Raw genomic sequence first — 12331 nt, forward strand, 5'->3', positions numbered from 1 at the left:
TACGCCCAGTAAAAGGCGGGCATAGCCAAACCGAACGCGCCTAGAAATGCATGCCTAGAAATTGCACGGATCTAACCTTTGCGTGTTAGGCCACCATTAAGCAATATCGATTCTTATGCGACAGACGACGATGGCTTTTGGCCGGCCGCATGACGCGCACGTCGCATCCAAGCTATTTCCCATTTCATCTCCACAAGGGCCGGGGCATCCCGGCGCGGGCAAGACTCCATGTTGAAGAATATGAAAATCCGAACGAAGATCCTTTCGGTCGTCGTTCTCCTCGGTCTCATCTCGATTGCCGGCCTTGTCTATGTTGTGCGCGAATTCAAGGGCGCCGATCAGCAATACAGCACGTTCATAGACCATGAGGCGCTCGCCGCCATGCAGGGTTCGCGGGCAAACTCCTCGGTGCTCTCCTCCGTCCTCCAGGCGAGCTTCTCGCTGAACCTGCAGGCCGGCTCGAAGGAATCGGAGGCCGCGGCCAAGGCCGCATCGAAGTTCGGCCAGGCTCGGGACCGCCTCCTGCAGGTGGCCGAGCTCGTGCCGAGCCGGAAGGCCGCCGTGGATGAGCTCGTGGCGGATGTCACAGCGCTGGAAGGAGTAACAAAGAAGGCGCTCGACCTGCGCAATTCCGGCGACGAGAAGGGCGCGGCGGATACGATCGCCCAGGTCAGCGCCGGCGTTGCAGCCATCACGCCGAAGTTGATCGCCAACAACGACGCGCTGATGAAGCAGCTCAACGACGGCGGCGACGCGCTCTCCGATACGATGAACCAGCGTATCAATCTCTGCTTCACCATCATCGGCATCGCCACGCTGGCGCTTATCGGATTTGGTATCTACGTCGCCCAGACGGGCATCGCGGCGCCGATCACGAGGCTCGGCGAGGGGATGAAGTCGCTCGCCGAAGGCGACACTAGCGGCGAGATCATCGGCCTCGACCGCCGCGACGAAATCGGCCTCATGGCACAGGCCGTGCAGGTCTTCCGCAACAACGAGATCGAACGCGTCAATCTGGAAGAGCGCGCTGTGGCCGACCGCAATCTCAGCGACCGCGAGCGCCAAGAACGGGATGCACAGCGCAATGCGGAAGCGAGCGAACTGGAGCGCGCCATGCGCTCGCTCGGAGAAGGCCTGCGCCGTCTTGCGGAAGGCGACCTCGTTTCCCGCATCGAGACGCCGTTTGCCGCGCATCTCGACTCCCTGCGCCTCGACTTCAACAACTCGGCGAGCAGGCTCAACGAGACGATGGTCTCGGTCGGCTCGAATGCCACGGCGATCAATGCCGGGGCCAACGAGATCCGCTCCTCGGCGGATGCGCTTTCCAAGCGCACCGAACAGCAGGCCGCTTCTGTCGAGGAGACCGCCGCAGCACTCGAGGAGATTACGACCACCGTCAAGGACGCGGCAAAGCGCGCGGGGGAAGTGAGCCAGCTCGTCACCCGCACCCGCGCCGGGGCCGAGAAATCAAGCGACGTGGTGCGCAAGGCGGTCGATGCCATGCAGGAGATCGAAAAATCCTCCGGCGAGATCTCCAACATCATCGGTGTCATCGACGACATCGCCTTCCAGACGAACCTCTTGGCGCTCAATGCCGGCGTCGAGGCCGCCCGCGCAGGCGAAGCCGGTAAGGGCTTTGCGGTCGTCGCCCAGGAGGTGCGCGAACTTGCCCAGCGCTCCGCCAATGCAGCGAAAGAGATCAAGGCGCTGATCACCACGTCCGGCGCGCATGTGGAGACCGGCGTCGCGCTCGTCGGCGAGACTGGCAAGGCGCTGGAAACCATCCTTCACGAAGTGCAGGAGATCAATAGCCATGTCCATGCGATTGCCGAGGCCTCCCGCGAGCAGTCCATCGGCCTGCAGGAGATCAACACCTCGGTGAACGCGATGGACCAAGGCACGCAGCAGAATGCCGCCATGGTCGAGGAAACGACCGCGGCGAGCCACAACCTGGCGACCGAGGCCGCGGCGCTCAATGATCTGCTCGGCCAGTTCAAGCTGACGGGAACAGGCAGTATCGCGGTAGCAGCACCTTCCACCTCGCATGGTGCGCCGCGGCCTGCGGCCCGCCCCGCACCGGCGTCCAAGCGCGCGATCCGCATCGCGAGCGAAGGCAATGCGCGGCCGACGGTGTCCCCTGCGCGCGCGCTTGGCCAAAAGCTTGCCGGCGCATTCGGGGGCGGCGGCACGTCCTCAGCCAGCAAGGAGGCAGACTGGACGGAGTTTTGAAAACACCAAGAATCAGATGATCAGGATGGGCGGCTTCGGCTGCCCATTTGTTTTTCAACGGCATTGTAGGTCGGGCTGCCCGACCTGAGACATAGGTGACGTTTTGTCCCGGAGACATGGGTAACACTTTCCGTTTTTGGCGGGAGGTGTTGATGCCGTGGAGAGAGACTTCGGTGATGGAGGAACGTCTGCGTTTTGTTGCCCGCCTTCTCGACGGAGAAGGGATGAGCGATGTGTGCCGCGAGTTCGGGATCTCGCGCAAGACCGGCTACAAGATCTTCAACCGCTACAAGGATGAGGGCCTGGAGGCCCTGACCGACCGGTCGCGGCGGCCGGTGCGCTATGCCAACCAGTTGCCTGAACCGGTGGAGATCATGATCGTGCGGCTGAAGCAGGACAAACCGCACTGGGGCGCCAGGAAGATTCGGGAACTGTTGGTCAGAAAGCTGCGGGGGGATGTGCGCGTGCCGGCCAGGAGCACCGTGCATGCCGTGCTCGACCGCCATGGGCTGGTTGCCCAGGCTCGGCGGCGGCAGCGCCACCGGGCGCAGGGAACGCCGCTGTCCGACGCGCGCTTGCCGAACGACCTGTGGTGCGCCGACTTCAAGGGCGAGTTCAAGCTCGGCAATGGCCGATACTGTTACCCCCTGACGGTCTCCGATCAGGCCTCACGCTTCCTGCTTTGCTGCGAAGCCCTGGACTCAACGACGGAGGCCGGCGTGTTTGCCGCCTTCCAGCACTTGTTTGCCGAAAGCGGCTTGCCGCAGGCGATCCGAAGCGACAACGGTCTGCCTTTCGCTTCGCCGAATGGGCTCTACAATCTCTCGAAACTGTCGGTCTGGTGGCTCAGGCTCGGCATTGCCCTCGAACGCATCCGGCCGGGGCATCCGCAGGAGAACGGCCGGCATGAGCGCATGCATCTGACCTTGAAGAAGGAGGCGATCCGCCCGCCGTCCGTCAACAGCCTGCAGCAGCAGGCTCGCTTCGATGCATTCTTGCGCGAATTCAATACCGAACGGCCGCATGAGGCCCTCGCCATGAAGGCGCCCGCCGAGGTCTATGTCGCCTCCGCAAGACCCTATCGCGGCCTGCCGGAGCTCACCTATCCCCTGCACGACAGGGACGTGATCGTCACTGCATGCGGCCGCATCTGCCTGCATCGCAAGAAGGTCAACGTCTCCACCGTCATGGCCGGTCAGCGGCTCGGTATCAAGGAAGTCGACGACGGCATTTGGCTTGTCAGCTTCATGCACTATGATCTCGGATATATCGACTTGGAACAGAGGACCTTGCAAACCATCGACAACCCGTTCGGCACGAGGTTGTCACCCATGTCTCAGGGACGATCTGTTACCTATGTCTCCGGACTGGACAGGGCGGAAGCTGGAGCGGGTGAAGGGAATCGAACCCTCGTATTCAGCTTGGGAAGCTGCTGCTCTACCATTGAGCTACACCCGCAACGACGGAAGCCTTCCAACAGATGGAGGACGGTGTCAAGCGCTCAGATGTGGAAGCTCTTCTAGAGCTCACGCGCTGTGCTTGATAGTTCGATCCGAAACCGGAGCCACAAAGCCTTTCGGTGACGGAGCATGTACATTTCTAATCGCCTGCTCGTGCCGTCCTCCCCAATCAATCATGTTTTCCTCCCTGGCCTAAGCCGCAGCGAGTATTTCGCAGTAAACAGTAGCGGGAATTTTAGAAATCGTCCGCCATTCGACGATGGCGCCACAGGATACTTCGGGCGACTGTAGGAACCATCTTCTCCATGCCGTCACTAACGGCAGAATAAAATCACTCCTTAGGAATATTAACGGCCGCTCCAGCTTGGAAATACCTTTCAATTCGGACGGAAGATAGATTATAAGTATAACATCACATTATATCGCGTATCTGTAGAATAAATCATTCACAACCTCGGTATATTTCCGATTTACTTCATGCATATCTAGAAACTTCATTAGTTTTTAGAGTCGACAGTCCCAAGTCAGCATGTTACGTTTTCCGCACTTCTACATTAGGATCAGCTACGCTGATCGGCGTAATTCGTGCACTATATTGACGTAGACACGAATTCTTTCTGCGCTGGGGGGGCGCAATCACGCCATGATGCGAACAGACGCGACCGAGCCAGATATTTCCAACCAGTGGGGTGCACGACGAAGCCATGACGCACTGCGGCGGACGCGCTCTAGCGTGGACTTCGCTATCCTTATTCCCTGCTACAATGAGGCAAAGGCCGTCAGTAAGGTAGTGAATGATTTCAAAAGAGCCTGCCCGACCGCCCGGATCTATGTTTACGACAACAACTCGACGGACGAGACATGCTTACGAGCACGAGAGGCCGGTGCAATCGTCCGTGCGGAACCGCAGCAGGGCAAGGGTAACGTCGTAAGGCGCATGTTTGCAGACGTCGACGCGGACGTATTCATTCTCGTGGACGGTGATGGCACCTATGATGCCTCAACGGCGCCAATTCTGATTGACAAGCTGATCTCGGAGAATCTCGACTTCGTAAACGGGGCGCGGCTCTCGACCGACGAACAGGCCTATCGCCCAGGGCACCGGTTCGGGAATTATCTGCTGACGGCCATCGTCCGCAATATTTTCGGACGTCAGTTCCGTGACATGCTTTCAGGCTATAAGGTGCTGTCTCGTCGCTTCGTGAAATCCTTTCCGGCCACGTCGAGGGGCTTCGAGATCGAGACTGAGATTGCAGTGCACGCGCTTGAACTGAGAGTGCCCTGCGCCGAGATCGCGACGAATTACAATGCGCGCATGGAAGGTTCGCAAAGCAAGTTGCGGACTTATCGCGACGGCTTCAAGATTCTGCTTCTCATCGCGCGCCTGATCAAGGATGAACGCCCGTTTCAATTCTTCGGCCTGTCGGGCTTTCTGCTCGTCTTGGCCGCTCTCTGGTTGAGCATCCCAATATGGGAGGTCTTCCTCGAGACCGGTACGGTACCGAGGTTACCAACGGCGGTGCTCTGCGTTGGCCTGGTTCTTTCCGGGACCCTCAGCTTTCTCATCGGGCTGATCCTGGAGATGGTGTCGCGTACGCGACTTGAGATGAAACGGCTCTGCTATCTTCAGTCGCACTGAGCGAGGCGACTGGGCCAAACGTCTCCAGCTGCAAGAAATCAGGAGGTGTCGGATGCTGTCGGGATACGCTGTCGTGGGTGCCATCGGATTTCTTGTTGACGCCGGCGTTCTGCACTTCTTGCTCGCAACCACCGGGATGGGCCCGGTTGGTGCGCGCCTGGTGTCCTTTCCGATCGCGCTGGCGGTTACGTTTTTTCTCAACAGGCAGCTTGTCTTTGCAGGTTCGCGGCATTCGCTTGCGATTGCCATCCCGGCTTATGTCGGCGTCCAAGGCGTCGGCTACCTCGTCAATATGGCGATCTATAGTGTATTGGTTTTTTCGGCACCTTGGCCGCTGAGCCATCCCCTTGTCGCGCTCGCCGTCGCATCGGGCATGGCCCTTTTCGTCAATTACATCGGCGCAAGAAGAATCGTGTTCGCGCCGGGTGAGACTCGAGCCTGGCCGGGTTCCGAGTTGCTCCAAACATGCTGGACAATCTTGCGGCCGGACGCCGTCCGCTTGGGCGCCATCGTTCTGACGCTGCCGCTGCTCATTTTCTCGGCCTATTTCCTCGTGTCCTACCTCAGTATCGGTCGCGACGTCGAGACGGCGCGGCGGCATATTCTGGCGGCCTACGAGTCCGGAGACCTTGTGCCGGGGAGTTGGAGAGATCGCGGCAACATGGTCATCGGCGAGCATCAGTACAACGACTGCTTGATCCTGCTGATGGCAATCGACCAGCGGCTCGAAAACCGCTGGCAGCTGGCGGTGTCTCCGAGTGCGCCGTTCGCTGAGGGGCAGCAGCCCTGCGATGCGTTGCAGACATTCGCTCAAACCAATCAGACAGAGATCGGGGTTCAACCCTATCATCGCTATTTGCACGCGCAAACGGTGCTCATGCGCTACATCCTGCCTCTGGCGGAGATCGCGACGATCCGATGGGGTTATCGAGCATTCTGTCGCTGTTGATCATTGCCGTGGCTGCTTTCGCAATGTTCCGGCTGATCCGGGGAGATGATGTTTTCCTCGGTTTGCTCTTTGTTTCGATCGGATTTGGATTCGCGCGCTGGTTCGGGTTTGAATCGTTTTCGCAGTCCTTGGGCCACGCGCCTGCAGATGCTGTCGCAGTTCTCTTTGCATTGTACTTATGCGTCGCGTCGCGTCGCCAACTCTCCCGCGTGCACTTGGTGACGGCATCGGCGCTCTTCGGCTGTTTTACGATACTGACGGAGTTCCTGACAGGTGGCCTGCCGCTAGGGCTTGCGATGATCGTGGGGATTACCCCCTTCGTCTTGAGGAGTTCGGCAAATCGCATGGAGACTGCTGTTTCGGTGGCAACGGCTGCGACGGCTTTTGTTATCGCGGCCGGGCTGTGTCTGGTGATCAAGCTCGCGCTTGCGACCCTGGTTTTCGGCCCAGACGTGATCACGGATTTTGCAAGCTCACTTGAACACCGGACAGCGGGAGACCCGGACCCAGTGAAGTGGTTGAGAAAGGTTATAGGCGGGTTGAGCACGCCGGTCGGCGGTCTTCACTATTTCATGGCCGGCTTCGGCCTGTTACTGGCCGTCGCGGGCGGCATTTGGGGATGGCAGAAAATCCAGTCGCTCTCGTCGAGCGAAGCCTTTCGAACGAAAGCGACACTCCTGGCCGGATCCAATCTCGTGCTGTTGGCGTGGCTGATAGTTTTCTGGCAGCACACGATCCAGCATGCCTGGTTCATGGACCGAATTTTCGTCTGGACTTATTGCTCGGGGTTCGCGCTGTTCGCCTTCGGCGTGGTCATGAGCCGTTCGCCCCGTGGGAAGCCCGGCATCCCTGTTCATCGTCACGAAAACGGGCTTAGTCGGAGCGACAAGACCCGCAACGGGTAGGTGAACCTTCCAACAGCGCTATCAAGCGCTCAGATGCGGAAGTGCTTCGAGAGCTTCAGGCCCTGCGCCTGATAATTCGATCCCAGCCCGGAACCATAGAGGCTTTCGGGTTTTTCCAGCATGTGCTCGTAAACCAGCCGGCCGACGATCTGGCCGTCTTCCAGGATGAAGGGCACTTCGTGGCTGCGCACCTCGAGAACCGCGCGGCTGCCCCTTCCGCCGGCCGGCGCATGGCCGAAGCCCGGATCGAAGAAGCCGGCATAATGCACGCGGAATTCCCCAACGAGCGGATCGAAGGGCGTCATCTCGGCTGCATAGTGGGGCGGAACATGCACTGCCTCGCGCGAGACGAGGATGTAAAATTCGTCCGGATCGAGGATCAGTTCATTGCGGCCCCGGCTATAGAGCGGCTCCCAGAAATCGAAGATATCGTGCTCGCCTTTCTTGTCGACATCGACGACTGCCGTGTGATGCTTGCCGCGATAACCGATCAGACCGTCCTTGTCGCCTGCCAGGTCAATCGACAGCGCGATACCGCCGCCGGAAACGTTGGGTTTGGCGCTCGCAACAAGCGTTTCTGCATCGTGCAGGGCCTGCAGTTCCGGCTCTCCCAAAACGGACTGGCCAACCCGGAAGCGTATTTGCGAGAGGCGCGAGCCGCGGCGCACGACGACAGGGAACGTACGCGGGCTGATTTCCAGGTAGAGCGGCCCCGAATAACCGGCAGGGATCTTGTCGAATTCCTGCGCGTAGTCGGTAATGACGCGGGTGAAGATATCCAGGCGGCCGGTCGAGCTCTTCGGGTTCGCCGAGGCCGACATTTCAGCCGGAAGGTCAAGGCGTTCCATGAGGGGCACGATATAGACGCACCCGGTTTCAAGAACGGCACCTTCGGAAAGGTCGATGACATGCAGGCTCAGCCGGTCCAGCTTGTCGGAAACGAGGTGGGACGGACCGGGCATGAAGCTTGCGCGGACGCGGAAGGCTTTGCTGCCCAACCGGAGATCCAAGCTGGCGGGTTGAATCTGGTCAAGATCGAGCTCGCGCTCACTCGTGAGGCGCCCGGTCTCAAACAGGGCGGCAATTGCGCGGTCGGCCAAGATTCCAGTTTCGCGAGCCATCATGCTCCATCCATAGTTCGTGGCCGACAAAACCAAATACAGGGAATTGACGCAAGAAGCTAACGGCAGTATTGCAGCTTTATCCCGTGGTGATTTGGCCGGTCGGCTTGCAGCCACGTTAAACAAGTGGCTAAAAGGACCGGGTATGAAACCGGTCTGCTTTTGCGGCCGGTTTTTTTGTTGTTTGAAAGTGGTGATGGCATGAGCAAGACCTGGCGCCCGGCAACCCAACTCGTTCACGGCGGAACGCTGCGCTCGCAATATGGCGAGATGTCGGAGGCAATCTATCTGACGCAGGGCTTCGTCTACGACACGTCGGAGGCGGCAGAAGCGCGCTTCAAGGGCGAGACCGAGGGCTTTATCTATGCCCGCTACGGGAGCCCGACTAACGACATGTTCGAGAAGCGCATGTGCGCGCTGGAAGGCGCGGAAGATGCCCGCGCCACGGCCTCCGGCATGGCTGCCGTCACCGCCGCAATCCTCTGCCAGCTGAAGGCCGGCGATCATATCGTAGCTGCCCGTGCGCTCTTCGGCTCCTGCCGCTGGGTCGTTGAGACGCTGGCGCCGAAATACGGCATCGAATGCACGCTGGTGGATGGCCGCCATCTCGAGAACTGGGAAAAGGCGATCACCAAGAAGACCAAGGTCTTCTTCCTGGAAAGCCCGACCAACCCGACGCTCGAAATCGTCGATATCGCCGGCGTTGCAAAGCTCGCAAACCAGATCGGCGCGAAAGTGGTCGTGGACAACGTCTTCGCGACGCCGCTCTTCCAGAAGCCGCTGGAGCTCGGCGCGCATATCGTCGTCTATTCGGCCACCAAACATATCGACGGTCAGGGCCGTTGCCTCGGCGGCGTCGTCCTTTCCGATAAGGAGTGGATCAACGAGAACCTGCACGACTACTTCCGCCACACCGGCCCGGCAATGTCGCCGTTCAACGCCTGGACGCTGCTGAAGGGCATCGAGACCCTGCCGCTGCGCGTTGCACAGCAGACGAAGAATGCGTCGAAGATCGCCGATTTCCTGGCGGAGCAGAAGCAGGTGGCGCGCGTCATCTATCCGGGCCGCAAGGACCATCCGCAAGCCGATATCATCGCCAAGCAGATGTCTGGCGGCTCGACGCTGGTGTGCTTCGAGCTGAAGGGCGGCAAGGAGGCGGCTTTCGCCCTGCAGAATGCGCTCGACGTCGTGACGATCTCCAACAATCTCGGCGATACGCGCAGCCTGATCACGCACCCGGCGACGACCACACACAAGAACCTTTCGGAGGAGGCCCGCGCCGAGCTCGGCATTTCGGCCGGCACCGTGCGCCTGTCGGCAGGCATCGAAGATACGGACGACCTGATCGAAGATTTCGCTCAGGCTCTTTCCAAGGTTAAATCCTGACCTGCCTTGGGGACGGCCGGGCCTTGCCGGTCCGGCCGGATGCCTTACCTAGGACATCCACGAAGCCACGCTCCGGTGCGGGAGCGCACTCTGAACAACAGGATTAGTGCCCGAAAGAGATGCAATCATCGTGCTTTGAGCATGATCCCAATCATTTCGTGACGGGTCGAGCCCGTGTATAAGATACCGGTAACATATCCTGGCTATGGTGTAAGGCATGTATCGCGCCAACACACGAGATATAGAAGTCGTCGTCGAACCCTTTTATCTGGAGGAGCAATCCGACCCGGACGACGATCGCTATGTGTGGGGTTACCGGATCGTAATCAGCAACAATTCGGACCTGACCGTCAGACTCATCAACCGTTACTGGAACATCACCGACCAAAACGGCGTGGTGGATGAGGTGACCGGTCCAGGCGTCGTCGGTGAGCAACCCCGGCTGGAACCTGGCGACACCTACGAATACTCGTCCGGCTGTCCACTGGATACGCCATCGGGCCTTATGTTCGGGCACTACCAGATGGAAACCGACGCAGGCGAGTTTTTCGACGTAGAAATACCCGCCTTCTCGCTGGATTCTCCCGGTCTGCTCAGGGTACTGAACTGATCACTCGGCAGCCGTTGCGACTTCTTCAACCTCAAAACGATAGGTCTTGGAGCAGAATTCGCAGGTGACGGCAATCTCGCCGTTTTCCTGGCTGGCATCGATCTCGTCCGCCGAGAAACCCTTCAGCACATTCTTGATCTTGTCGCGCGAACAGCTGCACCGGTCGAAGACTTCCCGGGCGCCGAAAACGCGCACGCCACGCTCGTGGAAGAGACGATAGAGCAGCCGTTCCGTACCGACATGCGGGTCGGTCAGTTCATCGGCGTCGATAGTATCGACCAGCGAACGGGCTTCAGTCCAGGCGTCGTCTTCCCTGTGAGTGTGAGCGCCGTCGTCTCCGTCGCCGCCGTGGAGGTCGGCGTGACGCATCCGCTCAGGTGCTTCCGGCAGGAACTGCGCCACGAGCCCCCCTGCCCGCCAGCGATGGCGCGGCATGCCCGCCTCGTCGCGATCGAACAGTTCGGCAGCAGCCAGACGGACACGCGTCGGGATCTGTTCCGACTGACGGAAATAGGTGCCGGCGATATCCTCCAGCGAGGTACCGTTGAGCGGCACGATGCCCTGATACGGCTGGGTGAATTTGCCCTGATCGATCGTGAAGGCGAGCACGCCTTTACCGAGCAACTGTTCCGGCTCGGTCTCGCCTGCGGCGACTGCCTTTTCGAGCAAAGCCTGATCGAAGCGAGCATAGGCGCGAACATCCTCCGGCGTCGAGAAGTCGGCGACGAGGAGATCGACCGGGCCATCGCCCTTCGTCTGCACCGTGAATTTGCCCTCAAACTTAAGGGACGTGCCGAGGAGCACCGTCAGCGCGATGACTTCGGCCAGAAGCCGGGCGACGGGAGCGGGATATTCGTGGCGCTCAAGGATCGCATCCAGCATGGGGCCGAGTTGCACGGCGCGGCCGCGCACGTCGAGGCCCTCTACCTGAAACGGAACAACGTGATCATCGCCGGCGAAGTCGAAATCGCCGAGAGCGCTTGCAGTATCGGACATGGTCTTACTCCTAGTCGTCAGAGCGGCAGACTAGAAAGCCTTTCCGCTCGCGCAGCCACGAGGCCATGAGGCCAAGCACAGCGCGTAGTATGGTTCAGATCGCGCCCAGGCACCATGCAAGAATCGACTTCTGCGCATGAAGGCGGTTTTCCGCTTCATCGAAGACGACGGATTGCGGACCGTCGATCACCTCGTTCGTCACTTCCTCACCGCGATGGGCGGGCAGGCAATGCATGAACAATGCATCCTTGCCGGCCTTCGCCATCAAAGCCTGATTGACCTGATAAGGCTGGAAGACGTTGTGACCACGGGCCCGATGTTCCTGATTCATGGAAACCCAGGTATCGGTCACCACGCAATCGGCTCCCTCGACCGCGCGGTCGGCGTCATGACCGAGCACGATCTGGGCACCCTCGTTGCGGGCCCAGTTTAGATAGTGATCCTTTGGCTCGGAACCAAGAGGCACGGCCATGTTCATCCGGTAGCCGAAGCGGGCGGCACCTTCGACCAAGGAATGCAGGACATTGTTGCCGTCGCCGGTCCAGGCAACCGTCTTGCCCTTGATGGGGCCGCGATGCTCCTCGAATGTCATGACATCGGCCATGACCTGGCAGGGATGGGTATCGTCCGTCAGCGCATTGATGACGGGGACCGTCGCATGTTCGGCAAGCTCCAGCATGCGGCTGTGCTCCGTCGTGCGGATCATGATCGCGTCGACATAACGCGAAAGCACTTTGGCCGTATCGCCGATCGTCTCGGCGCGGCCGAGCTGCATTTCGGTGCCGGAGAGGAAAAGCGTCTCGCCGCCGAGCTGGCGCATGCCGACATCAAAGGATACGCGGGTGCGGGTGGAAGGCTTTTCGAAGATCATCGCCAGCATCTTGCCGGCAAGCGGCCTGTCGCCCTTTCCGGCCTTGAAAGCCTGCTTACGCGCGATCGCGTCGTTCATGATGACCCTGAGATCGGATGCGGTTACCGCCGAGAGATCGAGAAAGTGTTTGGGGGAAGCCATTTCGTTCTTACCTGTCTGCTCCGC

The 12331-nt window shown here is 59.9% G+C and carries 9 protein-coding genes, 1 tRNA gene, 1 pseudogene and 1 riboswitch; of the genes and pseudogenes, 7 read left to right on the forward strand and 4 right to left on the reverse strand.

Translation table 11 applies throughout. The annotated features are described in order from the left end of the window. The first annotated feature begins 228 nt into the window (after positions 1–228). Both ACPYOI_RS12030 and ACPYOI_RS12035 read left to right on the forward strand, forming a co-directional pair. Positions 229–2229: a methyl-accepting chemotaxis protein gene (locus ACPYOI_RS12030; RefSeq protein WP_481416545.1), complete on the forward strand. Its 2001-nt coding sequence runs from the start codon at positions 229–231 to the stop codon at positions 2227–2229. 152 nt (positions 2230–2381) lie between these two features. Further along, a pseudogene (locus tag ACPYOI_RS12035) lies at positions 2382–3566 on the forward strand (IS481 family transposase); the annotation flags it as partial. 47 nt (positions 3567–3613) lie between these two features. Here ACPYOI_RS12035 and ACPYOI_RS12040 read toward each other — a convergent pair. Continuing rightward, positions 3614–3687 (reverse strand) — tRNA-Gly (locus ACPYOI_RS12040). A gap of 735 nt (positions 3688–4422) precedes the next feature. Between ACPYOI_RS12040 and ACPYOI_RS12045 the strand changes: the two genes are divergently transcribed. From ACPYOI_RS12045 to ACPYOI_RS12055, 3 genes are read left to right on the forward strand one after another with little or no spacing between them, the layout of a single operon-like run. After that, positions 4423–5328 carry a glycosyltransferase gene (locus ACPYOI_RS12045; protein WP_481416544.1) on the forward strand — a complete coding sequence of 302 codons (906 nt, stop codon included), beginning with the start codon at positions 4423–4425 and terminating at the stop codon, positions 5326–5328. A 52-nt stretch (positions 5329–5380) separates the two neighbouring features. Further along, entirely contained in the window at positions 5381–6277 is an 897-nt protein-coding gene (locus ACPYOI_RS12050; RefSeq protein ID WP_481422898.1) for a GtrA family protein, read from the forward strand. Next, entirely contained in the window at positions 6274–7182 is a 909-nt protein-coding gene (locus ACPYOI_RS12055; protein WP_481422899.1) for a hypothetical protein, read from the forward strand. Before ACPYOI_RS12050 ends, ACPYOI_RS12055 begins: the two co-directional genes overlap by 4 nt. A 29-nt stretch (positions 7183–7211) precedes the next feature. Here ACPYOI_RS12055 and ACPYOI_RS12060 read toward each other — a convergent pair whose 3' ends face one another. Then, on the reverse strand, positions 7212–8306 hold the full coding sequence (locus ACPYOI_RS12060) for a 2'-deoxycytidine 5'-triphosphate deaminase (RefSeq protein ID WP_168828226.1): 1095 nt from the start codon (positions 8304–8306) through the stop codon (positions 7212–7214). Positions 8307–8379: 73 nt separating this feature from the next. Next, a riboswitch (SAM riboswitch) is annotated at positions 8380–8458 on the forward strand. Positions 8459–8504: 46 nt separating this feature from the next. Here ACPYOI_RS12060 and ACPYOI_RS12065 point away from each other — a divergent pair. Further along, positions 8505–9689 carry an O-succinylhomoserine sulfhydrylase gene (locus tag ACPYOI_RS12065; RefSeq protein ID WP_481416542.1) on the forward strand — a complete coding sequence of 395 codons (1185 nt, stop codon included), beginning with the start codon at positions 8505–8507 and terminating at the stop codon, positions 9687–9689. 217 nt (positions 9690–9906) lie between these two features. Then, on the forward strand, positions 9907–10299 hold the full coding sequence (gene apaG, locus ACPYOI_RS12070) for a Co2+/Mg2+ efflux protein ApaG (protein ID WP_481416541.1): 393 nt from the start codon (positions 9907–9909) through the stop codon (positions 10297–10299). Here apaG and ACPYOI_RS12075 read toward each other — a convergent pair whose 3' ends face one another. Both ACPYOI_RS12075 and argF read right to left on the reverse strand, forming a co-directional pair. Further along, complete coding sequence (locus ACPYOI_RS12075; RefSeq protein ID WP_481416540.1) at positions 10300–11295, reverse strand: Hsp33 family molecular chaperone; 996 nt, start codon at positions 11293–11295, stop codon at positions 10300–10302. Between the two features lie 94 nt (positions 11296–11389). Continuing rightward, on the reverse strand, positions 11390–12307 hold the full coding sequence (argF, locus tag ACPYOI_RS12080; protein ID WP_481416539.1) for an ornithine carbamoyltransferase: 918 nt from the start codon (positions 12305–12307) through the stop codon (positions 11390–11392). Positions 12308–12331: the final 24 nt, after the last annotated feature.

This window comes from Rhizobium sp. SVR5-2C, assembly GCF_056755115.1.

Bases quoted from the DNA above. Each gene is read 5' to 3' on its own strand.
- argF (WP_481416539.1), bottom strand. From the start codon at position 12,307: ATGGCTTCCCCCAAACACTTTCTCGATCTCTCGGCGGTAACCGCATCC.
- ACPYOI_RS12065 (WP_481416542.1), top strand. From the start codon at position 8,505: ATGAGCAAGACCTGGCGCCCGGCAACCCAACTCGTTCACGGCGGAACG.
- apaG (WP_481416541.1), top strand. From the start codon at position 9,907: ATGTATCGCGCCAACACACGAGATATAGAAGTCGTCGTCGAACCCTTT.
- ACPYOI_RS12060 (WP_168828226.1), bottom strand. From the start codon at position 8,306: ATGATGGCTCGCGAAACTGGAATCTTGGCCGACCGCGCAATTGCCGCC.
- ACPYOI_RS12075 (WP_481416540.1), bottom strand. From the start codon at position 11,295: ATGTCCGATACTGCAAGCGCTCTCGGCGATTTCGACTTCGCCGGCGAT.
- ACPYOI_RS12030 (WP_481416545.1), top strand. From the start codon at position 229: ATGTTGAAGAATATGAAAATCCGAACGAAGATCCTTTCGGTCGTCGTT.
- ACPYOI_RS12050 (WP_481422898.1), top strand. From the start codon at position 5,381: ATGCTGTCGGGATACGCTGTCGTGGGTGCCATCGGATTTCTTGTTGAC.